Raw genomic sequence first — 26,783 nt, forward strand, 5'->3', positions numbered from 1 at the left:
CGGTTCGCGGTGCGAACGGTTCCACAAAGCCTATTGTCCCGACGGCGTGCGCAGGCCGTGCCAGGCGTCGCGCACCTGATGGTAGTGCACCTCGGGCAGATAGTCGGGCGTCTTGAGATTGAGCGTCTTGACGTCGAGGCGCCCGGTCGCGCTGAGCAGCGTGTAGGAGGCGATCACGCGGTCGCGCTGCGCGCCGATCAGCCGGGCCCGCGCCGTGATCAGATCCTGCTGGGCGTTGAGCACGTCGACCGTGGTGCGCTGGCCGCCGGCGGCTTCCTTCTGCACGCCGGCGAGCGCAACCTCCGCGGCCTTCACCTCGGACTCGGAGGCCGACACCGCGATCTTGGCGCCCTCATTGGCTACCCAGGCGCTGACCACGGCGGTCTTGGCCTGATTACGGACCTGGTCCAGCACGAGGCGGCTCTGCGCCGCGACTTCCTTGGCCTGCCGGGTCTGCGAGGCCGCGGTGCCGCCGTCATAGATCGGCTGCGTGACCTGGCCGATCACCGAGGCCTGGTCGGTCCCGAAAGTGCCGAGCGTGGGGTCGCTGTCGCGGCTGCGGCTGACGCTGCCCTGCAGGGTGACGTTCGGCATCAGGCTGCTCTCGGCGACGCGGATCGAGGTCGAGGCGACGTCGACGTCGAAGCCTGCGGCCATCACGGCCGGATGCTCGCGCACCGCAAGCGCGATCGAATCCTCGCGGCTGCGCGGCAGCAGCCGGTCGATGGTCTCGGCCGGACGCAATTGCGACGGCGCGCTGCCGACCACCTGCGCATAGGTTGCCTGGCTGATCGCGAAGTTGACCTCGGCGGCGTTGAGATCGGACAGGCCGCGGTTGAGCCGGGCCTCGGCCTGCGCGGTATCGGTCGGCGTGACGTCGCCGGCATTGAGGCGGCGCTGGGTGATCGCCTGGGTCTCCTTCAGGAAGGCGACGTTGGCGCGCTGCGCCTCGACCAGGGTCTGGTTGGCCAGCACGTTGGTATAGGCGGTGACGGCGTCGAGCAGCACGCCCTGGCCGACATTGCGCAGGGCCTCGCGGCCGGACCGCACCTGCAACTCGGCGACGCGGACGCTGTTGGCGGTCTTGAAGCCGTTGAACAGGGTCTGGGTCACGGTGACCCCGATCTGCCAGGGCTTCAGCGTCGCGCCCTGGATCACGTTGCCGGGCAACTGGTCGCGCACCGCCTGGAGGCCCAACGAGAGGCCGGCGGTGATCTGGGGGCGGTAACCGGCCAGTGCCTGCGGCACGTTCTCGTCGGTCGCGCGCTGGCGTGCCCGCTCGGCATTGAGCTGCGGATTGGTCTGATACGCCTTGGCCATGGCTTCGGGCAGGCTCTCGGCGCGGGCCGCGGTGTCGGTCAGCAGCGCGCAGGCCAGCGCGCCAAGGCCGATGCCCGACAAAAGCACGCGCCTCGCTACGTCACCAACCCTCGCGGCACGCCCAACCATGTGATCCCGCAAACCAAAACCCCGGCAGTCCGCTCTCGCCGATGCCGTCGACACATCTACCTGTTTACGGGCCGGCGCCGCCACAGGCAAACCGCCACGCGACATCTGCACATCATTTCGGTTGTTGTCTGTTGCCGGTTCGTCACAGGCGTAAGCAGCTGTCATATGAAGTATAAGTTTGAACCGCCGGCTGCCGATTCAGCGACGCCGGTCATCCCCTGACTGCCCCGGGTTTATCGCAGATGCCGAAACTCTTCTCTGATCCCGAGGCGATCGCGGAGCACATCGTTCGTGACGTCGGAACCGAACTTGTGGTGGGGCTGCCGCTCGGCCTCGGCAAGGCCAACCACATCGTCAACGCGCTGTACGCGCGGGCGGTCGCCGACCGCTCGATCAATCTGACGCTGTTCTCGGCGCTGACGCTGGAAAAGCCGAAGCCGAAGAGCCTGCTCGAACAGCGCTTCATCGGTCCGGTGATCGATCGCCTGTTCGGCTTCTATCCGGATCTCGCCTATGCGGAGGCGCTGCATCGCGGCGCGCTTCCGCCCAACATCAAGGTGATCGAGTTCTTCTTCCTCGCCGGGCAATGGTTGCATCAGCCGTTCGCCCAGCAGCACTACATTTCCGCCAATTACACCCACGCGGCGTCATACCTGCTGTCGCGCGGACTGAATGTCGTGCCCCAGCTGGTCGCCAAGCGCGTGGTCGACGGCGTGCCGCGCTACAGCCTGAGCTGCAACACCGACACGACGCTCGACGTGCTGCGTGCGCGCGCGCAGGGGCGGGCGTCATTCAAGCTGATCGGCCAGGTCAATTCCGAACTGCCGTTCATGCCGGGGCCCGGCGATCTGCCGGCGGATGAATTCGCCGCGGTGCTCGACAGTCCCGACACCGACTTCCCGCTGTTCGCGCCGCCGTCGGAGCCGATCAGCGACACCAAATATGCGATCGGATTGCACGCCGCGGGTCTGGTCCGCGACGGCGGCACGCTGCAGATCGGGATCGGGCAGATCGGCGATGCGCTGGCGCAGGGGCTCGTGGTGCGTCACCGCGACAACGCCCAATTCCACGGCATCATGCAGCGCCTTGCGCCCGGTAGCGCACAGCTCGCGGCGGCCGAGACCGGGCCGTTCGAAAAGGGCCTCTATGGCGTCAGCGAGATGCTGTTCGAGGCGTTTCTCGGGCTGATCGACGCCGGCATTCTCAAGCGCGACATTGGCGGCGTGATCCTGCACGGCGCATTCTTTCTGGGTCCGCAATCCTTCTATCGGGCGCTGCGCGAGATGACGGGCGAGCAGCTGGCGCGAATCCAGATGATGCCGGTGTCCTTCACCAACGAGATCTTCGGCGACGAGGACGGCAAGCGCCGCGCCCGCGTCGATGCGCGCTTCGTCAACAATGCGATGATGGCGACGCTGCTCGGGGCTGCCGTCTCGGATGGCCTGGAGAACGGCCAGGTCGTAAGCGGCGTCGGCGGCCAGTACAATTTCGTGGCGCAGGCGTTCGCGCTCGAGGGCGCGCGCTCGGTGCTGGCGCTGGAAGCCACCCATCAGTCCGGCAGGCAAACGCAGTCGAACATCCGCTGGTCCTACGGTCACGAGACCATTCCGCGCCACCTGCGCGATATCTTCGTCACCGAATATGGCGTCGCCGACGTCAGGGGGAAATCCGATGCCGACGTGATCGCCGCGATGTTGCAGGTGTCGGACTCGCGCTTCCAGGGCGAGTTGCTGCGGCAGGCCAAGGATGCCGGCAAGCTGCCGCGTAGCCATGAAATCCCGGCCGCTCACCGCGAAAATTATCCCGAGCGCATCAGCACGGCGCTGAAGCCCGCACGCGACGCAGGCCTGCTGCCGTCATTCCCGTTCGGCAGTGACTTCACCGACGTCGAGCAACGGCTGATTCCGGCCCTGCAGATTTTGCAGCAGGCGCAGCAGACCCCGCTGCAACTCGCCGGCCTGCTGTGGCAGGGGATGCGGCATCCGCCTGACGCCGCCGACCGCGAATGCCTGGCGCGGCTCGGTCTCGACAAGCCGACGCATTTCGCCGAGCGCGCCTATCGCGCGCTTGTGACCGCGGCATTGCAGCGCAGCCGTGTGAACTAGCGGTTCTTGTTGACCGGCTTGCGCTTCTCGATGAAGGCCGCCATGCCCTCGGAGCGATCCTCCAGCGCGAAGGTCGAGTGGAACAGGTTGCGCTCGACATTCATGCCTTCCGAAAGCGGCGTCTCGAACGCGCGGTTGATGGCTTCCTTGGCCATCGCGGCGGTCGGACGCGACATCGAGGCGATCTTCTCGGCTGCGGCGAGCGCCTCTTCCAGCAGCTTGTCGGCCGGAACGATCCGCGACACGAGGCCGGAGCGCTCGGCTTCTGCCGCATCCATCATGCGTCCGGTGAGGCAGAGATCCATCGCCTTCGACTTGCCGATCGCGCGGGTCAGGCGCTGGGTGCCGCCGATGCCGGGAATCGTGCCGAGGGTGATTTCCGGCTGGCCGAACTTGGCGGTGTCGGCGGCGATGATGATGTCGCACATCATCGCGAGCTCGCAGCCGCCGCCGAGCGCATAGCCCGCAACCGCGGCAATGGTCGGCTTGCGGCAACGGGCAACGCGGTCGCCGCCGATCGCGGTGAAGTCGCTGTTGAACATGTCGATGAAGCCCTTCGGCTGCATCTCCTTGATGTCGGCGCCGGCCGCGAAGGCCTTCTCGCTGCCGGTGATCAGGATGCAGCCGATCTTGTCGTCGGCCTCGAGATCGTCCACCGCCGCGGCGATCTCGCGGAACACGCCGAACGACAGCGCATTCAGCATTTTGGGCCGGTTCAGCGTGATGACGCCGACCGGTCCCTTGCTTTCGACGATGATGAATTCGAACGTAGCCATGACGCAAACCCCGTGCCTGATTTGCCGGGCAATGTGCCCGCTGGCGGGATGCGCTTCAAGTGGCTGAAGCGGCTTTGGGCCGCGGTGCGGCGCTACCCCGCGCCGCAAGCCGCAAGCACCCGGCCTAGGCCATGAACATGCGCGCCGCGGAGGCCACCGTGAGCAGGGCGCCGAAGCCGATGAAGATCTTCCCGATCAGCGAGGTTTGGTCCCAGTTCGCGCTGTCGCTGCTCGCCAGAACCGGAGCCGGCTTGGGTGCCGCTACGGCGACAGGCGGCGGCTGCGTCGCGGGCGCCTCCTGCTGGGCCGTCTGCGGTTGAACCGGTTGCGGTTGTTCCGCCGGCTGCTCCTGCTGCAGGGCCCGGTCGAGGTCGTTGAGCTGGTCGGATGCGACCACGCTGCCGTCGGGTTGCGCGTCGCCGGGCTTGTCGGAGGCGGCCATCACCGGATTGACGCTGGCGGGCGCGGTGCTCGCATTGCCGTCGCCGGACGTCAGCTCCGCATTGGCATTGGCGACCGTGGCGGGCATGCCCGCCGACGTCACGCTGCCGGCGCCGCTCGCGGCCTTCTTGCTCTCGGATTTGTCGGCCGTCTTGTCAGCCGTCTTGGAAGACTGGTGGCGCGCATGGCGCTGGCCATGCCGCGAACTCTGCTGCGCGGACTTGTCGGTCGAAGGATTGTCGGATTTCGCCGCGGCGGGATCCGAACCGGCCGCACGCGCCGGCAACGGTCCGGCGAAACACACACAAAACCCTGTCAGCCCTGTCGCAACCATCAAGGCCAAGCGCCCGCTGGCTTTGATCTTCATTCTGATGATCTCCCCATTTCGCCCGTCCCGAACGCGAAATGAGCCCCCGCTGCGTGTCTACACCGGGGCAAAAAAAGGGAATCTTCGGGCCTTAGAGGGCAAAAGCTGGGCAATTTCGTCCCGGTGGATCGTCGGCAGCAGCTGCACCGATGCGTGTCGGACCGATCGGTGTTATGAGCCCTTCCGTCTGCAAACCCGCCGGAGCGATTCTTTGAGGCTGATCCTCGGCGCGGCCTTGCCTGAGGGTGATTATCACGAGTTCGTGATGCCCTTGGCGTGCCGCGTAACAAACTGAAAGATCGGCCGAATTGCAATTCAGGAGCCTGCGTGCGCGAACGTGAGGATGAATGGACCGACCTGATGCGGTCGGCCATTTCGGGCGATGACGCGGCGTATCATCGCCTGCTCAAGGCCATCACGCCGGTACTCCGTGCCGCGGCGCGACGTGGCTTGGCGCGCGCGGGACAACCGGTCGATCAGTCCGAGGACATCGTGCAGGACATCTTGTTGGCGGTGCATTTGAAGCGACAGACCTGGGACACGAGCGCGCCGTTCGCGCCGTGGCTGTTCGCGATCGCGCGCAACAAGCTGATCGACGCGCTGCGCCGCCGCGGCAAGCGCATCTTCGTCAATATCGATGACTTCGCCGAGACGCTGCCGGGGCAAACGCCGGAGCCGACGGCCTCGCCCGGCGAGGTGACCGCCCAGTTGCAGGCGTTGCCGGCGCGGCAGCGCGACGTGCTGCAATCAATCGCGGTCGACAGCACCTCGATCAAGGACACCGCCGCGAAATTCGCGATGACCGAGGGCGCGGTGCGGGTTGCGCTGCATCGTGGACTTGCGAGCCTGACCGCGAAATTACGGGACCGATGAGCATGGACACGGATCAACTCATTCGAACCCTGACCGCCGACAATGCCTATCGGCCTCGTCCGATCGGTCTTGCGCTGATGATGGCGCTGCTGGCGGCGGCGCCGGTCTCACTGCTGATCTTCTTCGCCGAGCTCGGCGTGCGGGCCCGACGTGATGACGGCGATGCATAATCCGTTCTTCGACCTGAAATTCGCGGTGACGCTGGCGCTCGCCGCCTCGGCGATCGCGGTCAGCCTACATCTGACGCGCCCGGAAGCCTCGCTGCGCAGCTTCGGCTGGTGGCTGCTGATTCCCGCCGGCATCCTCGTTGCCGCGATCAGCGGCGAGATGATGATGCCGCAGCGTACGCCGATGATGACGCGGCTGATCGGCAAGAACTCGGTGGCGTGCATGACCGCGATCCCCGCGATGTCGCTGCCGCTGCTGATCGGCGCGCTGTACGGGCTGCGGCAGGGCGCACCGGCGCGGCCGGCGGTCGCGGGCGCGGTGGCAGGCCTGCTCTCGGCAGGGCTCGCGGCCACCGTCTACGCGTCGCACTGCACCGATGACTCGCCGCTGTTCGTTGCCACCTGGTACACGCTGGCGACCGCGATCGTCGCAAGCGTCGGCGCGCTGATGGGAGCGAGGGCGCTACGATATTAGGCCGCGGGCGCCGACTGCTGCATGCGATGGAAGCGGAGCACCTGCTGCGCGGTCGATGGCCGCAGCCGCTCATAGGTGTCCTTGCAGGCCTGTAAATCGGTCGGTTCACCGCCCGAAATGTCGTCGCGCAGATTGATGATCGACCGCACCGTCGACCATGACAGGCCCGAGACCTTGGCCAGGATCATCACGCCCTCGGCACGGGTTTCGATCATCATGTTCTCGGCGATGCTGACCGAGACGTTGGCGAGCGCGGCAAGCGAGGCATTGGTCTCGTCGAACTTGCCGGCCTCGGCGAAGGCTGCGAGCTGGAATTCGTCGAGCCGGCCGTCCTGGTAGAGCGACTTGACCAGCGCATGCGCGATCGTGGTGTCCGGCGTCACGGCGGCGGGCGCCGAGCGCGCGCGTCGCGTCGCTTCCTTTACCGCGATCGGAATCTCCTTGGCCTGCTGCGGATTGGCAGCCTCGAGCCGCTGCCTGACCGTGTCCGAGGCCTTGGCGACCAGCTTGAGATAGAGATGCCGCGGGATACTAGGGCGGAGCCCGACGCAGGTCGACAGATTGTCGTCGCCCTCGGCGCGGCTGACCAGCCGGGTGAAGCCGCGCTCGGTGAATTCCGCGCCGGGATTGTTGACCGCGCTCTGGATCACCTCGTCGTTGCCGCGCAGCACCAGCACGTCGGTGACGGCGCCGCTCAGCGTCTTCCGGTTGGAGATCGCGAGCAGATGCGCCTGGCTCTTGCTGCGCGCCGTTTCGATCAGGGTGTCGTCGTCGAGCCGCGGCGACAGCGTCAGCACAGGGCCTGCGACCTCGATCAGGTCGTCGAATGCAAGGGTACGGATGGTCTGCGGCGGCGCGGTCTCGATCGGGGCGAGGCGGTTGGCGAGCAGCGCCTTGGCCGAGTTTTCGATGTGCTCGAGCAGGCATTGGAAGACGTCGTCGAACAGCACGATCTGCTGGTCCGAATAGTTGACCGAGCCGTTGATGAAGAGGTCGGTCACGCGGCGCAGCGTCTCGACACGGCGTGCGACGGTGCCGTGCGCGAGCGTCGTCTGCAGCTCGTCGAGCAGACTTTCGGGGGCGGTCTCGGGCTTCGAACTCATGACTCTGTCCTGGAGCGGTGGCGACGGATTCTCCGGCGCCGAATAGGGAAATGAAAGGATGTCAGGCACTGGCGATGCGGTTGCGTCCCCTGGCCTTGGCTGCGTAAAGCGCGCCATCGGCGCGGGCGAGTAATGTGTCGGAGTTTTCGTGCGGCTTGAGCGTCGTGACGCCTGCGGAGATCGTCACCTGCATGCCGGGCGAGAATGCGCTCCAGTCGAGACCGGCGATGATCGCGCGCAGCCGCTCGAGCGCGCGCATCGCCTGATCCTGCGACAGGTCGGGCAGCACCAGCAGGAATTCCTCGCCGCCGTAACGGCCGAAGCGATCGATGCTGCGGAGATTGGCGAACATGCCGATGGCGAAGGTGCGCAGCGCTTCGTCGCCGATCGGATGGCCGTAGACGTCGTTGATGCGCTTGAAATGGTCGAGGTCGATCAGCGCCACCGCGCAGGAGCTGCCGTTGCGGGCGCAGCGTGCGATCTCCTCCTCGAGCGTGCGCATGATGCTGCGGCGATTGGAGGTGCCGGTCAGCTCGTCGAGCTCGGCGAGCTCCTCGATGCGCCGGTAAGCCTCCTTCAGCTTGACGCCGCTCTGATACAGCGATTGCTGCATCGAGCTCGAGAATATCCCGAGATACATGCAGCGCCCGATCGTCAGCGCGAACACCAGCATGGTGGCGAGGCGGTCGATCCTGGTGCTGGTCGGCATCCCGATCGCCTTGTCGGTGCCGAGGAACAGCGCGGCGAGGCCCAGCACCATGATGGTCCAGACGATCGCGGTCTGGCGCGCCGAGGTACGCAGCGCACCGAAGCCGAACACCACGAACAGGTTGCAGAGGAACAGCACCCCGACTTCCGGCGCGATGTAGGTGAACACGAGCAGGTTCACCATGTTGACGGCCGATTGCGGCGCGACCAGGTAGTGGTCGCGGAAGCGCTCGTGGAAGCCGCGCTCCGAAAGCAGCACATAGATGGCGACGAGGGAGAGGCCGGTCAGGGCGTAGCCCGCCGCTACCAGGACCGACGTCGTGCCGGCATGCGCGTAGATCAGCAGCACGACGGCATCGAGCACGAAGCAGGCGGCGATCATCGACTGGATCTGGCGGCGCTGCCTGGCCCGGCGCGCCAGGCGCTCGCGCGTCAGCCTGGGACGGCCGCTTTCCGATGCACCCGCGATCGGGCTGGGAAGTGACGACGCAGCGCTGCCCATGGTCTCGCCATTGCTGAAATCCGGCGAAAATCTACGTGGGAAAGCCTTTAGGTTTGGTATCTTTTGGAACCGAATCTGCTCCGGTGAAACCCGGTCATCACCCTTGTTTCGTAAGGGAAATCCGTTCACGGAGGCGGGTCGGAAGCGATCGGTGCGGGGGCTTGCGGCGGCGCCCGCTTCGCGACAGCGCTGGCTTGCCGGCAAAGCCTTGGTATGGTCGCGCCGGATGGTGCGAGTCCGCGAGAGTTTTCACTATTATGATACCGCTTACCGAGTCTCCGGCGATTTTTCCTCATTGGGATCGTCGACTGTGTCATAGATCACACATGCGGTCAGGACATTGCCGTATTGTGAAGAATCTTGCCTCTCGCGTCGAACCACGCACCACCCCCCTCAGACCAACTTTGCGAGACGGCCATTGAGTGCGACACAGGCGGCTTCAGACGAGGTTCTGATCGCTCGGATCGCTCAAGGCGACCGGCTCGCCATGCAGGTGCTATACGGACGGCATCATGTCAGGGTGTACCGCTTCGGGCTTCGGCTCGTGCGGGACGAACAGGTGGCGGAGGATCTCATTAGTGAGGTCTTTCTGGACGTGTGGCGTCAGGCGGGCAAATTCGAGGGACGATCCGCCGTTTCGACCTGGCTTCTGGCGATTACCCGGTTCAAGGCGTTGTCTTCGCTGCGGCGAAGGAAGGACGCCGAATTGGACGATGAGGCCGCGAACGCGATCGAGGACACGTCCGACGATCCGGAAACGGTGGTGCAGAAGAAGGACACGGGTGACACGCTGCGTAAGTGCCTGACGGGACTATCGGCGGAACACCGGGAAATTGTCGATCTTGTCTACTATCACGAGAAATCCGTGGAAGACGTCGCAGAGATCGTCGGGATTCCGGAGAACACCGTGAAGACGCGCCTGTTCTATGCGCGCAAGAAACTTGCCGAGTTGCTGAAGGCAGCCGGTGTCGAGCGAGGTTGGCCATGATGGCTGCGAGCAACAAGAAGGTGCAGGGTCAAGATCCTGACGATGTCGAGATGCTGCTGCCCTGGCATGCGGCCGGCACGCTGAACGCGCGTGACGCGCGCCGCGTCGAGGACGCACTCGCTTCCGATCCGGAGCTGGCCAGGCAGTATGCCGTCATCCGCGAGGAGTATGCCGAGACGATCGGCCTCAACGAGAGCCTCGGTGCGCCGTCTGCGCGTGCCATGCAGAAGCTGTTTGCCGCGATCGATGCCGAGCCGGAGCGCAAGCCGTCGGCGGGCGCGCGCATGTCGGCCTCCGTCTCGGAGTTCTTTTCGAAATTGTCGCCGCGGACGCTGGCCTGGTCGTCCAGCCTCGGTGCGATCGTGGTGTTGCTGCAGGCCGGCGTGATCGGCGCGGTGCTGATGCGCAGCGAGCCGGCCTCGTTCCAGACCGCATCGCTTGATGCCGCCGAACAACGCAGCGCCCCCAGCGCACCGAGCGCGGCCGTTGCACCCAGTGCGCCGATCACCCGCGACCTCGGCGCCAGCGTGGCGGCGGCGCCGACGCGGCTGTTGGTGCGCTTCACGCCGGACGCCAGGATCGCCGACATCACGTCGCTGCTCGACAATTACCAGGGCGCGATCGTCGACGGTAAGGGCGGAATGTTCCGATTGCAGTTCCGAGCGATGGACAAGGATGGCGTCGCATCGCTGATTGCCCGTTTGCAGAAAGAGAAGATCGTCAGCCTCGCGGTCGAGACGCCGTAAACGGCGGCTGACGGTCCTGCGCCGAGTTGAGGTCACCATGACCGCCAACGGCCGGACCAGATCGACGAACCGAGCGGCCATTGCTGCCGCCGTGTTGTTGCTGGTGTCTGTTGCCGGCTCGGCCTACGCCCAGAGTTTCATGCGATCACCGATCGGCGGCAGGCCGCAGCTCTCCATCGGGCCGCGGGTCAATCCCGGCATCGGCAGGGCTGGCGGCGGGCTGGACGGCACGGCTGACCGCGCGCCGCTCCACGGTCCGGCGACGTCGTGGACCGGCGATGGACCGCGATCGAGCATGCCGCCGCCCCACGTGCATGACGCCCCCCGTTTCTCTGCCGATTGCGGCGACGGCACGCGCCAATGCTCCGGCCGGCCGGTCGCCGTCAACGGTGGCGGCAAGGGCGCTGCGAGGAAGGGCAGGGCCGGCGGTGGCGGCAGCAGCCGCGCGCAGGACGTGGCGGCCACGCGAACCGTGCCGAACGAGCTCGTGGCGGAGATCGACGGCGCATTGACCGAGACCCAGACCGACGCGCTGGCGCGTCGCCATGGCCTGAGGCGGATCGCCTCGCAGAACATCCCGCTGCTCGGCGCTGCGATCGGCCTGTTCCGTACGGCCGGCAATCGCTCCGCCGACGCGGTGGCGCGCGACCTCGCGAGCGACAGCAGCGTCCGTTCGGTGCAGCCGAACTACCGTTACGCGCTGCAGGACCAGAAGCCGGCCGCCGGCGGCAGTGATCCGGCGCAATACGCCCAGACGCAGCTGCATCTGCCCGAGGCGCACAGGCTGGCGCGCGGGATGAACGTCACCATTGCCGTCATCGACTCCGGCATCGATGCGGCCCATCCGGAACTGGCCAACACGGTTGCGGACACGTTCGATGCGCTCGGCAGCAAGGATGGCCCGCATGCCCACGGCACCGCCGTCGCCGGCGTGATCGCGGCGCGCGTCGGGCTGACGGGGAGTGCGCCTGAAGTGCGGATCCTGGCGATCCGCGCCTTCGGTGTGGCCGCCGGCGGCGCCGAGAGCACCTCCTACGTGATCCTCAGGAGCCTCGATTACGCGGTGGCGCACGGTGCGCAGATCGTGAACATGAGCTTTGCCGGACCGCAGGACGCACTTGTCGCGGGCGCCGTGGCCGCCGCCACGGCGAGGGACGTCGTGCTGGTTGCCGCAGCCGGCAATGCCGGCCCGAAATCGCCGCCGCTGTATCCCGCCGCCAATCCCGATGTGATCGCGGTCGGCGGCATCGATGCCGGCGAGCGGCTGATGGCGGTCTCGAACCGCGGCAGCTACATCGCGTTGGCGGCGCCGGGCGCCGATCTCCTCGTGCCGGTGCCGGACGGCAAATATCAGCTGATGTCGGGCACCTCCTTTTCGGCCGCGTTCGTCAGCGGCATCGCGGCGCTGGTGCTGGAGCGCAGTCCGGCATTGAAGCCCGCCGAGGTGCGCAAGATCCTGACCGGCACGGCCCGCGATCTCGGGGCACCCGGACGTGACGATCTGTTCGGGGCCGGGGAGGCGGACGCGCTTGCTGCAGTGATGGCGGCGACCAATGCTCCCGTCGCGGCCACCGTGGACAAACCGTCGCAGCCTGCACAGGCAGCGGACGGCAATAACACTTCCGTGAGCCGCGCGTTGAATGAACCCGCGTCGTCGATCGCAGCGGACGATTCAGCCGCAAAACACCGTGCTGCGCAGTGATTTCCGGTGCCGGACGCCGGCAACGGTGCGATGGAACCGGGCGGCGAAAAGGTTAAAAAAATCGCCGGCGATTTGAACGTCCGCCGTCCTCTCACGACTTATGTGTGTGGGAGCGGTTTATCCCTCCCCGGCTATATCAGGCGCGAGCGCCCATCCACCCCAAGCGCCCATATGGCTTTGACCCGTCCGGTTGTCCCCCCGGACGGGTCTTTGCTTTTGGGGGCTGCCTTGAATGTCGGACTGGCCGGACGTGGTCGCGCTGCGTGATCGCGGGGGATGCGCGCGACGGCCGCGGCTGTTTGCTGTGGATCGTTCGGCTGCGCAGCGATCGGGAGCGCCGCGCGTCGCCACCATGCAAGTCGATGACTTGACGATGGTTCGGGCAACAAACTCCGTAGTCGAGCGGACTTCCTTCATCGCCCGTCCGCGATTAAGAATTTAGTTAGACTTTATTTACCTTTTCCACAGAATATCAGTGTCGCGTCCTGTTGATTCGGTTCGGTTGCGTCTGCGTCCGTTTCTTTCCCTGCGGGCAAGTTGAATGACACATCGGACCGACGTGGCCAGAGGCCAGGAGATCGTTGCACGCTGGTGCAACCTTGCCGAGCAAAGGCTGGAGCACCTCAACGAGCTGTTCGAAACCGGACGCTGGCGCCGCTATCACAGCGAGCAGGCCTTTATCGAGAACATCAGGGAAGCGCGGGCCGCGGTCGACATCTGGCGCGAATTGCTGACCCGCGAAGCTTCCCTCGACAATTCGCCGGTCGATCTGTCCTGGCTCGGACGCGGCAAGTCGAAGCTGCCGCCGCCGCGCGATCTTTCGCCGGCGCAGCAGCGCCGTTCGGAGGCTGCGACATTGGCGGAGGCCGCGATGACCGCAGTCGCGGCCGCGATGGAAACGGCGGCCGAGGTCCTCGAGCAGCCGCCCGTTGTGGCCGACGCACCGCCGCTGGAGATGCCCCCTCCGGTCATGCCGCCGCCGGTGCTCGATCTCGACACCATCCAGCGGCGCTATCCGCTGCTGCGCAACGCGCTGTAGGCCGAAGGCTAGCGCCGCACCGCGTTGGCGCCGACCACCAGCTGCGCATATTGCTGGGCGCCACCCACTGACAGGTCGGTGGTAACAGGGCGGGCGTGATCGAGCCCGACCACCGCGCCGCGCGGGGTTTCCGAGATCATGTTGTTGTTGATCAGCGCGGTGCCGGCGCCCGGCACCACCGAGACGCCGATCCCGACGAACGCCTTGCGCACGACATTGCCTGAGATCGCGACGTCGCGCAGATACTTGCCCCAACCAGCGACGATGCCGAAGGTCGGCGCATTCTCGATCACATTGCCAGTGACGGCGCTGTCGGCCTCGACATAGATGCCGATGCCGGCGCCGTCGTTCGGGTCGGTGCCAACAGGGCGCTTCGGCAGCAAATTGCGGATGATGTTGCCCTGGACCACCGCGATACGGCCGCCTTCGTTGAAATTGCACACGGAGACGCCGATCGCGGCGCCGTCGACGGTATTGTTGGCGATGACCGCGGCCTCGAACGCGAACTCCGAATAGAGCGCGACCTCGCGGACATTGCTGACGCTGTTGTCCGTGATGTGGATGTTGGAGGCCGAATTGCCGCGCACCGCCGAGAAGTCGCAATTGCTGATGCGGTTGCCGCGCACGATCACATTGCCGGCGCGGAAGGCGTTGATGGCGTTGCCGTACTGCCCGGAGCCGCCGGGACCGGCCTTGATGTCCTCGATGCGGTTGTCGGCGACGATCGAGCCGTCATCGCCGATCGCGGTGCGCAGGATCTCGATGCCATTGTCGTTGGTGCCCTTGATGGTGTTGCGCGAGACGATCAGGCCGAGCGCGTCGAACGACACCAGCGCCGTCGACGCGATGCCGGTGAAGATGTTGTTGCTGACGTCGCCCGACATCTGCTCGAACCAGATGCCGCTGCCGCCGCTGCCGGTGAACTGGCAATCGGTGATGCGGATGTCGCGGCCGGACTGGCAATGCACTAGGCCGCGCCGCGCCGGCAGCGGAACGTTGCCGCCGTCGAAGGCAAGGCCCATCAGGACGATGCCGCCAGCGCCTTCGCCTTCCAGCAGCGAGGCGCCGCCGTTGAACGCGAGGCGGCTGGCGCCGCGCACGCCGATCAGCTGGCTGCCGGGCGCAAGCCGCAACAGGCCGGTGCGGTAGACGCCGGGCGGGAACGCCAGCGGCACCTGCGCGCGCGCGGCGTCATCGATCGCGCGCTGCAAATTGCGGGTCTGGTCGTCGGGGCTGCCGGGACGGACGCCATATTGCGTGACGTCACGGCCGAGCGAGCCGGCAGACTGCGCGGCGCGCGCCGCATCCGGCGACATCGCAAGCGCACCGGCGACGCCGGCGGCGGAGGCTCCGATCAGATGGCGGCGGTTGACGTCCATGGGCACAGCCCTCGCAAACATTCGCGAGCGGTGACGTTCGCGCCCGAGTGGTAGCGCGAAATGCGGCGCGGCATGGTGAACATGCCGACGCAGTAGGGCGATTGTTGGCGGTAGGGTTAACCTCCGGTGCAGCCGATTCACACTGTCAAACAGCTCGTTCGGTGTCATTACCCGCGCATGCGTGTGATCCAGTATTCCAGAGGCGTCTGAGTTCAATTCGAAAGGCCGCGGCGTACTGGATCGCCCGCTTTCGCGGGCGATGACAGTGCGGGAACCACACACGATCGTCGTCCTGGCGAAAGCCAGGACCCATAACCACAGGGTTGTGTTGTTGAAGAGGGCTGTGGCCCCAGCGTCGCGCAACGATTGAGATTTGGGGTAATGGGTCCTGGCTTTCGCCAGGACGACACTGAGTGTGTTGAGTGGCCATCGAATCATAGATACGCGTTCTCGCGACATGTTTTGCCCGAGCTTTGCTCTTCGTTCCGCCCTCTCGCATGAAGAGGGCGCAGGGAAAGCCGGATGCCGATCGCACCCAGATGATTTCTGTGAATCGGAAGTCGAAAACTCGTGGAAGAGATCAAGCGGATGTTGGGGGCTATCCAGAAATCGCGTGCTTGAGCAGGGCATCGCTGGTTGACCCGAAGCGTTCATCCCAAATCGGCGAAGTCTTCCGGCGCAAGCTTGAGGGAGGCCGCACGCACATTGTCCTCCAGGTGATCGATGGATCGAGTGCCGGGGATTGGCAGCATAACCGGTGATCTTGCGAGCAGCCACCCAAGGGATAGGGCGGCATGCGTGAGACCGCGGCGCGAGGCAACTTGCTTGACCTTGAGTGCCTTGAGGCCGCGTTTGCCGCCCAGCGGATACCAGGGCAGAAACGCAATTCCAAGACGCTCGCACGCGGCGAGTACGTCTTCGCTGGTCCGGTTTCGCAGATTGTACGGGTTCTGAACCGACACGATGGGTGTGATCGAGCGCGCCGCTTCGAGCTGCGCAACCGTAACGTTCGAAATGCCTATATGACGAATTTTGCCTGCGCGCTTCAAATCAGCCAGTGCTTCCACCGACTCGGCAAAGGGCACATTGGGGTCAGGCGCATGGAGTTGATACAAATCGATGCGCTCGAGCCGTAACCGCTGCAAGCTGCCTTCAACCGCGCGCCGCAAATGGTCGGGGCGACCGTCCTCGATCCAAGATCGGCGGTTTGGTCGCACCAGGCCGCCCTTGGTGGCAATGACCAAGCCTGGCGGGTAGGGATACAGCGCCTCCGAGATCTGTGACTCATTCGCCTCGGGGCCGTAGCTATCCGCCGTGTCGATAAGATTCACACCAAGCTCGATCGCGCGATGCAGAACCCGATTGGCGTGCCCTCGATCCCTTGGTCTTCCCCATGCTGAATCTCCGCAGAGGCGCATTGCGCCGAAGCCCAATCGACTAACCGGTAAGTCGCCGAGGTGAATTATTCCGGCAAGCGCTGCCCCTTTGTATGGAGACTGGTTCACCTGCAACTCCATCTATCGAAACCGCAATGCTGCACTCTCGGAAGAGATCCGCTTCACTCTGCGGACGTGTCGGTTTCGGTGGATAAGCTCTTGCGAGCGACCTTGATCGTCAACCGAAGGACAAGCATGACCGGTGAGCTTTGGACGGCCTTTACGACCGCAAGAGGTCCCGTTTACACTTTCTGAAATTGCAAATTTCTCGCGTGCGCAGCCCCAGGCTTGCCGGGGGCAGCGGACTCATACGGGTGATTGGGGTCGCGTCAGCCAGCGACCCTGACTGATCACCTCATGTCGCATCCGAGGGCGTCAGCGAACGGCGAGTTCTGCTGCGATGACGACGGGGAGATTGAGCGGAAGGTGGGTGACGCCGATAGCGGTGCGTGCATGCGTACCGACATCCGGGCCAAATGCCTGCAGCAAGACGTCCGAGCAACCATTGATGACGTTGGTCGTGGCAAAAAATCCTGACGCGACGCTCACCATACCCGAAACCGTCAGCCATGCCGAGATTCTGTCCAGGTCGCCGAGCGCTTGGCGAAGGCTGCTGAGCATCGCCAGGGCCGCGAGGCGGGCGGCGATATGGGCTTGCTCGGCAGATACCTCAGCGCCGACCTGCCCGAATGGCCCTGCTGGAGAGCCGTCGGGATTGAGGGGCCCATGACCGGATGCGTAGGCCCGGTCGCCGTGTACGCGAACCCACGCGAACTGAATGTTTACGCCGGGTGGCACCTTGGCGGGTTGAGGAAGCACAAGGCCAAGTTGCTCCAGTCTCTTCTCGACGCCCATCGCTCACGCCTCTCAATCCTGTTGTTCGGCTGAGAACGTCACTGCCGGTACTCTACCATCGTCCCCGAATTGGGAAAGCCGGCGCTCCCCATATTGGACACCGCCAAATCCGCGTCGCTCACGCGCGCGCTGCCTGTCGGGTCAGCTTTATGAGCTCCAGCAGCATGGCTTCGCCGGCATCGACCAGCGCTTCCAGCGTGATGGATGATTTGCCTGATGCGGCCGTGCCGTCATGGGCGAGCGGCGGAACATGGACGAATTGTGCGAGGTGCAGGCCGTTGTCGCCGTTGACGGCCTCGATCGCGCGCCAGCTCAGATAGTTGCAGAGATAGCTGCCGGCATCGCGCGACATCCGTGCATCGATGCCGGTCACCAGCGCGGCACGCTGCAGCTTTTCGCTGTGCGGCCCGAACACCTGCGCATCGGCGCCGCCTGCGATCGATCCCTTGCGCGCATGCTGGCGGCCGGCATCGGGAAAGCGCGTCGTCACCGCGTTACGGGCGCGGCTTTCGATCCGCAGATGCGAGGTGCGGCCGGCGAGGCCGAACATCAAGAGCGCCTGCGGGCGATGTCGTGCGATCAGCTCGGGCAATTCGCGATCGACGGCTGCGTAAGTGACGTCGAAGATGTGGCTCGTCAGCGCGACGTTGTCGAAAGCCGGCCGGCGCAGCCCGGCCAGCCGCTTGACCAGCGGCATGGTCGGGTTGAACGGCGCACCCGGGAACGGCCCGAAGCCGGTGACGAGGATGCGCAGTTTGCCGCTCAATGCAGCATCTCCGCGATCTGCTCGGCGGCGACCGCGGGCGAGATGCGGCCGCCGGCGACCTCGGCCTCCATCTTCTTGACCTTGGCGCGGATCGCAGCGTCGCTGCGCAGCCGCGCCATCATCCGGCCTTCCAGCATCGACCACATCCACTTCACCTGCTGCTCGCGGCGGCGGGCCTCGAATTCGCCCGAGGCGTTCATCGCGGTGCGGTGCTCGAGGATCTTCTGCCAGAGCCGGTCGAGCCCGGCGCCGGTCAGCGCGGAATAAGTCTCGACCGGCGGATGCCAGTGCTCGGAGCGCGGCGCCAGGATGTGCAGCGCGCTGCGATAGTCGGCGGCGGCGAGATTGGCGCGCTTGAGGTTGTCGCCGTCGGCCTTGTTGATCGCGATCATGTCGGCGAGCTCGACGAGGCCCTTCTTGATGCCTTGCAGCTCGTCGCCAGCGCCCGGCAGCATCAGCGCCAGGAAGAAGTCGGTCATGTCGCAGACCGCGGTCTCGGACTGGCCGATGCCGACGGTCTCGACCAGCACGACGTCGAAGCCGGCAGCCTCGCACAACAGCATCGCCTCGCGGGTCTTCGCCGCGACGCCGCCAAGCGTGCCCGAGGACGGCGAGGGGCGGATGAAGGCCTGGTCGGAGACGGCGAGCCGCGCCATCCGCGTCTTGTCGCCGAGGATCGAGCCGCCGGTGCGCGCCGAGGAGGGATCGACCGCCAGCACCGCGACCTTGTGACCGCGCTCGATCAGGAACATGCCGAGCGCATCGATGGTGGTCGACTTGCCGACGCCGGGCGAGCCGGTGATGCCGACCCGCACCGCCTTGCCGGTGTCGGGCAACAGCGCCTGCACCAGCTCGCGCGCCGCCGCCTGGTGATCGCCGCGCCGGCTCTCGACCAGCGTGATCGCCCGCGCCAGCGCGGCGCGGTGGCCGGCGCGGAGCTCCTTGGCGAGGGCGTGGATGTCGGGAGAGGCGGGCTTCGGCGAGGTCATGGGCCTTGGTTTACAACGGCTGCCGGTTGCAGGCGAGGGCGGAGTCCGCACTCGTCCCCGATCAATCGCGAGATCGGAAATCGGGTGGGCGCGCCCGCTGCCATGCGGTTGATCAGGGCCCGTTCCGCATCACTGCGGACCAACATCCGGAGCCTGCCATGACCCGAGCCTATTACAGCACCGTTCTCGACCACCCGCTCGATACCGTGTGGTCGCTGATCCGCGACTTCAACAATTATCCCGCCTATATCGAGGGCGTCAGCGAAAGCGTGATCGAGGACGACAAGCGCGGCGACCAGATCGGTGCTGTGAGGCGCTTCTGCTATCTCGGGCTCTGGGTCAGGCAACGCCTTGCCGGCCACTCGGACACGCAGCATTCGCTGACCTATGCCAGCATCGAGCCGCTGCCGTTTCTCGCGGATGCCGGTTCGGACGCGCCGCAGCCGACGCATTACGAGGGCACGATGCATCTGCTGCCGGTCGTCGAAGGCAACCGCACCTTCATCGAATGGTCGGTCGAGCTCGACACCGTGCCCGGCGATGCCGATCGCTGGCACACCCAGTTCCAGGCGTGGATCCCGGATTGGACCAGCTCCCTGGTCAGAGCGCTGGCGCGTCAGCCAGGCTGAGGCCCGCTGAAGCAGCTATTGTTGCTGATCGTCCGTATCGCCCTTCGGCCGGGCGCCGCCGAAGATCCTGGTGCCTTCCGCCGTCAGATACGGCTTCAGCGTCTCCCACGGCACGAAGACGACATATTGGCCTTCGGCATACGGGCCGACGGCGTAGGGCGGGTAGTGGAAGGTGAGGCCGGAGCTCTTGCCTGACACGGTCGATGGCGCCAGCGTCACGGCGCCGATCTTGAGCAGGGTCGGCTTCAGCTCCTTGTACCACTCGGCGGTTGCGGTCTCGCCGGCACCGCGCCGCTTCTTCTCGGCGTTCAGCGCCGAGACGATCGCCTTGCGCATCGCCGTCAGGGTCGGGCCGTTGTCAGCCGTCTCGGTGAAGAAGGGACGGATGCTGATGCGCTTGTTCGCCGTCGTATCCCAAAGGATGGTGTTGACGTTGGTGTTCGGATGCGCGCCGAGCGTGTCCATGTAGTCGTCGCGCAGCACGCTGACATAGCGGCCGTCGACGATCGAGCGCACCGAATATTTGCGCTCGAATGAATAGCCGCCGCGGTCTTTGAAAAGCTCAGGCTCGTCCTTGCGCGCGGAAGCTGCCTCCGCGGCGTTCTTGTCGATCCACTTCCGGCCCTCGGCGAGGCAGTCGGCCGCCAGCGCTGCGTCCGCCTTGATCTTGTCGTCGAGATAGACGTTGGCCTCGATGCTCGCATTCTTGATCGTGGCGTCGGGCTCGGGATCGGCGGCGCGCGCGGAAAGGCAGAGGCAAGCCAACAGGCCGGCAAGACCCATGATGCGGGCAGGCGTCATCGAGCGAGCGGCGCGCATGGAAAACTCCGAGCAAGGGAGGCGAAGGCAGCAGCGTTACTCCGCCGCCGCGCTATGGCCGAGCCGGGTGTTGAGCTTGTGGATCAGCTCCTCGGCGGCGTCGGAGATCACGGTGCCCGGCGGGAAGATCGCTTCGGCCCCCGCGGCATACAGCGCATCGTAATCCTGCGGCGGCACCACGCCGCCGATGATGATCATGATGTCCTCGCGGCCGTGCTTCTTCAGCGCGGCCTTCAATTCCGGCACCGCGGTGAGATGAGCTGCTGCGAGCGAGGAGACGCCGAGGATGTGGACGTCGTTCTCGACTGCCTGCCGCGCGGCTTCGTCGGCGGTTGCGAACAGCGGTCCGATATCGACGTCGAAGCCGACATCGGCGAAGGCGGATGCGATCACCTTCTGGCCGCGGTCATGGCCGTCCTGGCCGATTTTTGCCACCAGGATGCGCGGGCGGCGGCCTTCGGCTTCCTCGAAGGCGTCGATCAGCGCCTGCACCTTTTCGACCTTGTTGGACATGGCCGCTGCCTCTCGCTTGTAGACGCCGGTGATGGATTTGATCTCGGCGCGGTGGCGGCCGAACACCTTTTCCATGGCGTCTGAAATCTCGCCAACGGTTGCCTTGGCGCGCGCGGCGTCGATCGCCAGCGCCAGCAGATTGCCGTTGCCTTCGCCGGCCGAGCGGGTCAGCGCGGCGAGCGCCGCATCGACGTCCTTCTGGTTGCGTTCCTTCTTGAGCCGCGCCAGCTTGTCGATCTGCAGCCGCCGCACGGTGGAGTTCTCCACCTTCAAGACGTCGATCGGCCTCTCGTTCTCCGGCTTGAACTTGTTGACGCCGATCACCGCCTGGCGGCCGGCATCGATCCGCGCCTGAGTCTTGGCGGAGGCTTCCTCGATCCGCAGCTTCGGCACGCCGGCCTCGATCGCCTTGGCCATGCCGCCCAGTTCCTCGACCTCCTGGATGTGACCCCAGGCCTTTGCCGCGAGATCCCGGGTCAGCCGCTCGACATAGTACGAGCCGCCCCAGGGATCGATGATGCGGTTGGTGCCGCTCTCCTGTTGCAGGAACAGCTGGGTGTTGCGGGCGATGCGCGCCGAGAAATCGGTCGGCAGCGCCAGCGCCTCGTCCAGCGCGTTGGTGTGCAGCGACTGGGTGTGGCCCTGCGTTGCCGCCATCGCCTCGATCGTGGTGCGCATCACATTATTGAACACGTCCTGCGCGGTCAGCGACCAGCCCGAGGTCTGGCAATGCGTGCGCAGCGACAGCGAGCGCGGGTCCTTCGGGTTGAATTGCTTGAGTAGTTTCGCCCACAATAGCCGCGCGGCGCGCATCTTGGCGACTTCCATGAAGAAGTTCATGCCGATCGCCCAGAAGAAAGAGAGGCGAGGGGCAAAACGATCGACGTCGAGACCCGCGGCAAGCCCGGCGCGCAGATATTCGACGCCGTCGGCCAGCGTATAGGCGAGCTCGAGGTCCTGCGTCGCGCCGGCCTCCTGCATGTGGTAGCCGGAAATCGAAATTGAATTGTATTTCGGCATCCGCTGCGAGGTGTAGGCGAAGATGTCGGAGATGATCCGCATCGAGGGCGTCGGCGGATAGATGTAGGTGTTGCGCACCATGAACTCTTTCAGAATGTCGTTCTGAATGGTGCCCGACAGTTTCTCCGGCGGCACGCCCTGTTCCTCGGCGGCGGCGACGAACAGCGCGAGGATCGGCAGCACCGCGCCGTTCATGGTCATCGACACGCTCATCTGGTCGAGCGGGATGCCGGCGAACAGCGTGCGCATGTCGTAGATGGAATCGATCGCGACACCGGCCATGCCGACGTCGCCGGAGACGCGCGGATGATCCGAGTCATAGCCGCGGTGGGTGGCGAGGTCGAATGCGACCGACAGGCCTTTCTGGCCGGCCGCGAGGTTGCGGCGATAGAAGGCGTTGGAATCCTCCGCCGTGGAGAAGCCGGCATATTGCCGGATGGTCCAGGGCTGGTTGACATACATGGTCGGGTAGGGGCCGCGCAGATAGGGCGCGATGCCGGGCCAGGTCTCGAGGAAATCGATGCCTTCGAGATCGGCCTCGCTGTAGACGGACTTCACCGGAATGCCCTCGGGAGTCAGCCAGGGTTCGGCGCTCGCAGGCGGCATCGCCGCGGCGACGGGCTGGAAGGCGACATCGGCGAAATTGGGAATGCGGGTCATTCCTTGGCTTCCTTAGTCATGGTCCGGATGCTGATGGCTGACGATGGTCGCCATCTTCTCCGGTCCGTAATTCTGCATCGTGGTCTGGCTCGGCAGATTGGCGATGCCGACCACCCAGCCTTGGCGGGACTCGGTTCCGAATTGCTGCGTCGGGATCACCCGGTCGGGCCGGTCGAAGGCGCCGGTCATGATCTCGATACGGGGACCGTCGATCCGCCGGAAGCTGAGCGGCGTGCCGCAGGCGGCACAGAAGTCGCGATCGGCGATCGAGGAGGATTTGAACGCCGCCGGCTTGCCCCGGGTCCAGGTGAAATCCTCGTTGTTGATGTCGGCGAAAGAGGCGAACGGCGCACCGGAGGCCTTTTGGCACATCCGGCAGTGACAGATGCTGACGCGGTTCGGTGCCGCGGACACCGCAAAGCGCACGGCGCCGCACTGGCAACCGCCGGTCAGAACGGGTTTCGCTGGTGTCTCTGCCGTCATGCCTGCTCCATCCGCCGATAGGCGTCGCGCAATGTCGCCAGCGCGTCACCGCCGGCGAAGACGAACTCACCGATGCCGGCCGCCCGCAGCGCCGCTTCTTGGTCGCCGGGCCGCCCTGCCAGATAGATATGCCTTGCTCCGGCGCCGTGAAGGGCCTTGGCGGCCTCAGCGGCGCTAACGGCATAGACCTTATCAGAGGAACAAATGCACGCCATCGCGGCGCCCGAGGCCTTGAAGGCCGCGGCAAGCGCCGCCGCGTCGGCAAAGCCCTCGCTGTCGATGGCCTCGATCCCGCCGGTCTCGAAGAAGCTTTTTGCAAATGTGGCGCGAGCCGTGAAATCCGCTGGCGTGCCGAGATTGGCGAGGAAGATCTTGGGCCGTGCGCCACGCGCCTTCAGCGCGGCGTCGGACGTGTCGCGCAGCGCCTCGAACGGTTCGGCGAGCCGCATCGGGGCGAGGGCATCGAAGCTGACCTTGGCACCGGCGGTGGATACCGGCGCTGCCGGCTTCACATCCAGCACTGCGAGGACCGCCTCGTGCAGGTTCGGAAATTCGCTGGCGCCGGTCAGCACGTCGCGCCGCTTCGCCACATTGGCTTCGCGCTGCGCCCGCGTCGCGGCGACTTTGTTTTGCAGCAGCCCTTGCTCGAGCGCGGTGAAGATGCCGCCGGCCTTCTCGATCTCCTGGAACAGCGTCCACGCCGGCTCGCAAAGCTGCGAGGTCAGCGTCTCGATGCCGCCGGCGCCTGCCGCGGGATCGGAGACCTTGGCAAGGTTGGACTCATCGAGCAGCACGAGCTGCGTATTGCGCGCCACGCGGCGGGCGAAATCGTCCGGCAGGCCGAGCGCCAGCGTGTGCGGCAGCACGGTGATGGCGTTGGCGCCCCCGAGCCCGGCGGCAAAGGTCGCGATCGTCGCGCGCAGCATGTTCACATTGGGGTCGCGCTGGGTCAGCATCCGCCACGCGGTCTGCGCATTGACGAAGATCGGCTTCGGCGCGAGGCCGCAGGCCTCTTCGATCCTTGCCCACAGACGCCGCAGCGCGCGGAATTTCGCCATGGTCAGGAACTGATCGGCATCGGCGCTGAGCCGGAACGACACGGCTGCGCGCGCCGCATCGAGATCGAGCCCTGCGGCCTCCAGCATGCGCAGATAGGCGAGCGCGGTCGCGAGCGTGAAAGCGAGTTCCTGCACCTCGGATCCGCCGGCATCATGCACCGGCCGGCCGTCGGCCAGCACGAACGGCCCCTTGAAGCCGCGCCTGATCAGTCCGTTGACGACCTGGCCGAACGACTTTTCGTAATTGGGCCAAGCGATGGCCGCGGCACCGCGCACGGCAATCGTGCTGAGCGCCTGGTAATTGAAATGCAGGTCGAGCTTGGCCGGATCGAGCTTGCGGGCCTCGACCATGTCGGCAAACGTCTCGCCGGCGTTCTCGCGTCCGATCACCGGGTTGAGCGCGATCATGATGCCGGCATCGAGATGGACGCCGCCGCAGGCCCGCGCCAGTGTCTTCTTGCTGGCGTCGGCGAGACCGAAGCCGCGCGCGCCGGGACCACCGGCGAACTCGAATTCGAGGCCGGTCGCTCCGTTCTCGAGATCCTGCAGCGCCTGCGCATTGGCCGCTGCGGCGTCGGGGTGGTCGACCCGCTGCAGGATCTGCCAGGGAGTGGCGGCGGCGCGGCCGGGAAGCGGGCTTGAGTTCGTGGCGCGGCGGTAGATCGGATCGATCCTCAGGCCATCATAGGTCTTGCCGACCAGCTTCTCGAACGGTGCGCCCTTCAGCACGCCGTCGACCAGCTTGCGCCAGTCGTCGTAGGTTGCCGGTGCAAAATCCGAAGCCAGAGCCAAATCGTCAGTCGAGGTCGTCATCCGCCCAAATCGTCCTTCATCGGCCCCGCGAGGGCGCCCCGTGATTTGGCCGGAAATTGCCACGGGCGGGCGGCTAAGCCAAACGGTTGTTTGCGCTCGTGCGGTTTTTAATCGAGGTCCGCTAGACGGAAAATACCGTCCGTCGAGACCCCAGCCAGCGCATCCGCGACGCGGCGCCCGGCGATGACGCGGTCGGGAACGATCTCGGACAGCGGCACTAGCACGAAGGCGCGCTCGAACAAGCGCGGGTGCGGCAGCGTCAGTTCCGGCTTGTCGAGTGTGACGTCGTCATAGGCGATCAGGTCGAGGTCGAGGGTGCGCGGACCCCAGCGCTGCTCGTTCTTGCGGTCGCGGCCGAATTTGCTTTCGATCTTGTGCAGCGTGAACAGCAGCGCGTGCGGATCGAGGCTGGTGTCGATCTCGATACAGGCATTGATGAAGCTGTCCTGCTGCTGCTCGCCCCAGGGCGGCGTCGAATAGTCCGACGAGCGCGCCAGGAGCGCGGCCTGCGTCATACCGCAGATATTGGCGATCGCTTTGCGAAACGTCGTGCGGACGTCGCCGACATTGCCGCCGAGTGCGATCAGGACGTCAGCCATCAGCGTTCAACCTTGGGCGTTCAACTCTGGGACGGCGGATGCCGCGAGCGGGTCAGCACCACGCCGACATCGTCGAAGATCGCGGCGATCGGCGCATGCGGCTTGTGCACGGTGACCTTGACCGCCCTGACGCGCGGGAAGGTGGTCAGGATGTCATCGGCTACCGCGCCGGCGGCGCGCTCCAGCAGCTTGTAATTGGTGTTCTTGAATGCCGATGTCGCGGTCGCCACCACGTTGGAATAGGAGACGGTGTCGGAGAGGCGGTCGGTGCGCGAGGATTCCGAGAGGTCGGTATAGAGCTCGAGGTCGATGACGAAGCGCTGCCCGACTTCGGTCTCATGTTCCATCACGCCATGACGGGCATGGATGACGATCCCGGTGATGAAGATCGTGTCGGTCATTGCTGTCCCTCGATTGCCGCGGCCACCCGCAGCGCCTGAACGGTTTCCGCGACGTCGTGCGCACGGATGATGCGGGCGCCATTCCGCGCGGCGATCAGATGCGCCGCGATCGAGCCGCCGATCCGCTGTTGCGGCTCCGAGGCCACGATCGTGCTGATGAAACGCTTGCGGGAGGCGCCGACCAGCACCGGCAGGCGGAACGCGTTGAGCTCGGCGAGCCGCGCCAGCGCGATCATGCTCTGCTCCGGGGTCTTGCCGAAGCCGATGCCGGGATCGAGTACGATCCGGTCGGGCGCAATGCCGGCGCGCGCCGCGATATCGAGCGAGCGTTCAAAGAAGGCCGTGATGTCCTGCATGATGTCGATCGCCGGATCGGCCTGCTCGCGATTGTGCATGATGATCACGGGCACGCCGCGCGCGGCGACGAGCGGCGCCATGCCGGCATCGCGCTGCAGGCCCCAGACGTCATTGGCGATCGCAGCACCCTGGTCGAGCGCCCAGGCCACGACCTCCGACTTCATGCTGTCGATCGAGACCGGCACGCCGAGCGCGACCACCTCGGCCAGCACCGGCTTCAGCCGCGCCATTTCGGCCTCGGCGATGACCGGCTGCGAGCCGTAGGGGCGGGTGGATTCCGCGCCGATGTCGATGATGTCGGCGCCCTCAGTGATCAGCCTGCGGGCCTGCGCCAGCGCCTGTTCGGGCGCGATGAACTGGCCACCGTCGGAGAACGAGTCCGGCGTCACGTTCAGGATACCCATCACCGCTGGATAGGGTCTCGACAGCAGTGCCGGCAGCACCGCTGATACGGCCGGGCCGGTCACCGCCGGTGCTATGGGCCTGGTTGCCATCATGCGGTGGCTTTGCGCTGACCGCAGCGGCAAGTCAAGGTGTCGCCGCGATGCGTGGCGCCGGCGGCCGC

At 65.8% G+C, this 26,783-nt stretch carries 24 protein-coding genes and 1 pseudogene; 8 read left to right on the forward strand and 17 right to left on the reverse strand.

Features of this window, described 5'->3' with window-relative positions; genetic code table 11:
- Positions 1-30: 30 nt before the first annotated feature.
- Positions 31-1,449 carry a TolC family outer membrane protein gene (locus ACVIGB_RS47015; protein ID WP_456749346.1) on the reverse strand — a complete coding sequence of 473 codons (1,419 nt, stop codon included), beginning with the start codon at positions 1,447-1,449 and terminating at the stop codon, positions 31-33.
- Positions 1,450-1,691: 242 nt separating this feature from the next.
- Between ACVIGB_RS47015 and ACVIGB_RS47020 the strand changes: the two genes are divergently transcribed.
- Positions 1,692-3,554 carry an acetyl-CoA hydrolase/transferase C-terminal domain-containing protein gene (locus ACVIGB_RS47020; protein ID WP_456724133.1) on the forward strand — a complete coding sequence of 621 codons (1,863 nt, stop codon included), beginning with the start codon at positions 1,692-1,694 and terminating at the stop codon, positions 3,552-3,554.
- Here ACVIGB_RS47020 and ACVIGB_RS47025 read toward each other — a convergent pair.
- Positions 3,551-4,330, reverse strand: a complete 780-nt coding sequence (locus tag ACVIGB_RS47025) for an enoyl-CoA hydratase (RefSeq protein WP_229166991.1) — start codon at positions 4,328-4,330, stop codon at positions 3,551-3,553. The two genes, ACVIGB_RS47020 and ACVIGB_RS47025, sit on opposite strands and share 4 nt — an antisense overlap.
- Before the next feature lie 124 nt (positions 4,331-4,454).
- A complete protein-coding gene (locus ACVIGB_RS47030; RefSeq protein WP_456724132.1) occupies positions 4,455-5,138 on the reverse strand; it encodes a hypothetical protein in 684 nt (227 codons plus the stop codon).
- A 327-nt stretch (positions 5,139-5,465) separates the two neighbouring features.
- Here ACVIGB_RS47030 and ACVIGB_RS47035 point away from each other — a divergent pair, with 327 nt between their 5' ends.
- Both ACVIGB_RS47035 and ACVIGB_RS47040 read left to right on the forward strand, forming a co-directional pair.
- The gene (locus ACVIGB_RS47035; RefSeq protein WP_092125153.1) at positions 5,466-6,011 is read left to right on the forward strand and encodes a sigma-70 family RNA polymerase sigma factor; all 546 of its coding nucleotides are present in this window, start codon (positions 5,466-5,468) and stop codon (positions 6,009-6,011) included.
- A gap of 2 nt (positions 6,012-6,013) precedes the next feature.
- Positions 6,014-6,653: pseudogene (locus tag ACVIGB_RS47040) on the forward strand (NrsF family protein).
- Here ACVIGB_RS47040 and ACVIGB_RS47045 read toward each other — a convergent pair.
- Both ACVIGB_RS47045 and ACVIGB_RS47050 read right to left on the reverse strand, forming a co-directional pair.
- Positions 6,650-7,756, reverse strand: a complete 1,107-nt coding sequence (locus tag ACVIGB_RS47045) for a DUF2336 domain-containing protein (RefSeq protein WP_092125155.1) — start codon at positions 7,754-7,756, stop codon at positions 6,650-6,652. The pseudogene ACVIGB_RS47040 and the gene ACVIGB_RS47045 sit on opposite strands and share 4 nt — an antisense overlap.
- Positions 7,757-7,817: 61 nt before the next feature.
- Entirely contained in the window at positions 7,818-8,966 is a 1,149-nt protein-coding gene (locus ACVIGB_RS47050) for a GGDEF domain-containing protein (protein WP_456724130.1), read from the reverse strand.
- 418 nt (positions 8,967-9,384) lie between these two features.
- On the opposite strand from ACVIGB_RS47050, the gene ACVIGB_RS47055 reads away from it, so the two are divergent.
- From ACVIGB_RS47055 to ACVIGB_RS47070, 4 genes are all read left to right on the forward strand, one after another.
- Complete coding sequence (locus ACVIGB_RS47055; RefSeq protein ID WP_092125157.1) at positions 9,385-9,954, forward strand: sigma-70 family RNA polymerase sigma factor; 570 nt, start codon at positions 9,385-9,387, stop codon at positions 9,952-9,954.
- The gene (locus ACVIGB_RS47060) at positions 9,954-10,700 is read left to right on the forward strand and encodes a hypothetical protein (protein WP_092125158.1); all 747 of its coding nucleotides are present in this window, start codon (positions 9,954-9,956) and stop codon (positions 10,698-10,700) included. Before ACVIGB_RS47055 ends, ACVIGB_RS47060 begins: the two co-directional genes overlap by 1 nt.
- A 37-nt stretch (positions 10,701-10,737) precedes the next feature.
- A complete protein-coding gene (locus tag ACVIGB_RS47065) occupies positions 10,738-12,402 on the forward strand; it encodes a S8 family serine peptidase (protein WP_456724129.1) in 1,665 nt (554 codons plus the stop codon).
- A gap of 541 nt (positions 12,403-12,943) precedes the next feature.
- Positions 12,944-13,441: a TIGR03809 family protein gene (locus ACVIGB_RS47070; protein ID WP_456724128.1), complete on the forward strand. Its 498-nt coding sequence runs from the start codon at positions 12,944-12,946 to the stop codon at positions 13,439-13,441.
- Between the two features lie 8 nt (positions 13,442-13,449).
- On the opposite strand, the gene ACVIGB_RS47075 is transcribed toward ACVIGB_RS47070, so the two are convergent.
- The 5 genes from ACVIGB_RS47075 to meaB form a co-directional block, all read right to left on the reverse strand.
- Positions 13,450-14,820 (reverse strand): TIGR03808 family TAT-translocated repetitive protein, encoded by a 1,371-nt coding sequence (locus tag ACVIGB_RS47075; RefSeq protein ID WP_456724127.1) that lies wholly within the window; start codon positions 14,818-14,820, stop codon positions 13,450-13,452.
- 650 nt (positions 14,821-15,470) lie between these two features.
- The gene (locus tag ACVIGB_RS47080) at positions 15,471-16,337 is read right to left on the reverse strand and encodes an aldo/keto reductase (protein WP_456724126.1); all 867 of its coding nucleotides are present in this window, start codon (positions 16,335-16,337) and stop codon (positions 15,471-15,473) included.
- Positions 16,338-16,631: 294 nt separating this feature from the next.
- Positions 16,632-17,111, reverse strand: coding sequence for a RidA family protein (locus tag ACVIGB_RS47085; RefSeq protein WP_456724125.1), 480 nt, complete (start codon positions 17,109-17,111; stop codon positions 16,632-16,634).
- A 118-nt stretch (positions 17,112-17,229) separates the two neighbouring features.
- On the reverse strand, positions 17,230-17,877 hold the full coding sequence (locus ACVIGB_RS47090) for a pyroglutamyl-peptidase I family protein (RefSeq protein WP_456724124.1): 648 nt from the start codon (positions 17,875-17,877) through the stop codon (positions 17,230-17,232).
- Positions 17,874-18,866, reverse strand: coding sequence for a methylmalonyl Co-A mutase-associated GTPase MeaB (gene meaB, locus ACVIGB_RS47095; RefSeq protein ID WP_298367403.1), 993 nt, complete (start codon positions 18,864-18,866; stop codon positions 17,874-17,876). Before meaB ends, ACVIGB_RS47090 begins: the two co-directional genes overlap by 4 nt.
- A 158-nt stretch (positions 18,867-19,024) precedes the next feature.
- Here meaB and ACVIGB_RS47100 point away from each other — a divergent pair, with 158 nt between their 5' ends.
- Positions 19,025-19,495: an SRPBCC family protein gene (locus tag ACVIGB_RS47100; RefSeq protein WP_456724123.1), complete on the forward strand. Its 471-nt coding sequence runs from the start codon at positions 19,025-19,027 to the stop codon at positions 19,493-19,495.
- A 15-nt stretch (positions 19,496-19,510) separates the two neighbouring features.
- Here the strand turns inward: ACVIGB_RS47100 and ACVIGB_RS47105 are convergent, their stop codons facing one another.
- The 7 genes from ACVIGB_RS47105 to folP form a co-directional block, all read right to left on the reverse strand.
- Positions 19,511-20,314, reverse strand: a complete 804-nt coding sequence (locus tag ACVIGB_RS47105) for an RsiV family protein (RefSeq protein ID WP_456724122.1) — start codon at positions 20,312-20,314, stop codon at positions 19,511-19,513.
- Between the two features lie 36 nt (positions 20,315-20,350).
- Complete coding sequence (scpA, locus tag ACVIGB_RS47110; protein ID WP_456724121.1) at positions 20,351-22,507, reverse strand: methylmalonyl-CoA mutase; 2,157 nt, start codon at positions 22,505-22,507, stop codon at positions 20,351-20,353.
- A gap of 12 nt (positions 22,508-22,519) precedes the next feature.
- Positions 22,520-22,990 carry a GFA family protein gene (locus ACVIGB_RS47115; protein ID WP_456724120.1) on the reverse strand — a complete coding sequence of 157 codons (471 nt, stop codon included), beginning with the start codon at positions 22,988-22,990 and terminating at the stop codon, positions 22,520-22,522.
- The gene (locus tag ACVIGB_RS47120) at positions 22,987-24,861 is read right to left on the reverse strand and encodes a methylmalonyl-CoA mutase family protein (protein WP_456724119.1); all 1,875 of its coding nucleotides are present in this window, start codon (positions 24,859-24,861) and stop codon (positions 22,987-22,989) included. Before ACVIGB_RS47120 ends, ACVIGB_RS47115 begins: the two co-directional genes overlap by 4 nt.
- Before the next feature lie 107 nt (positions 24,862-24,968).
- Positions 24,969-25,460 (reverse strand): 2-amino-4-hydroxy-6-hydroxymethyldihydropteridine diphosphokinase, encoded by a 492-nt coding sequence (folK, locus tag ACVIGB_RS47125; RefSeq protein ID WP_456724118.1) that lies wholly within the window; start codon positions 25,458-25,460, stop codon positions 24,969-24,971.
- Between the two features lie 20 nt (positions 25,461-25,480).
- Positions 25,481-25,861 carry a dihydroneopterin aldolase gene (gene folB, locus ACVIGB_RS47130; protein ID WP_092125171.1) on the reverse strand — a complete coding sequence of 127 codons (381 nt, stop codon included), beginning with the start codon at positions 25,859-25,861 and terminating at the stop codon, positions 25,481-25,483.
- Positions 25,858-26,715, reverse strand: a complete 858-nt coding sequence (gene folP, locus ACVIGB_RS47135) for a dihydropteroate synthase (protein WP_456724117.1) — start codon at positions 26,713-26,715, stop codon at positions 25,858-25,860. Before folP ends, folB begins: the two co-directional genes overlap by 4 nt.
- Positions 26,716-26,783 lie beyond the last annotated feature (68 nt).

It is taken from the genome of Bradyrhizobium sp. USDA 4341, assembly GCF_054063755.1.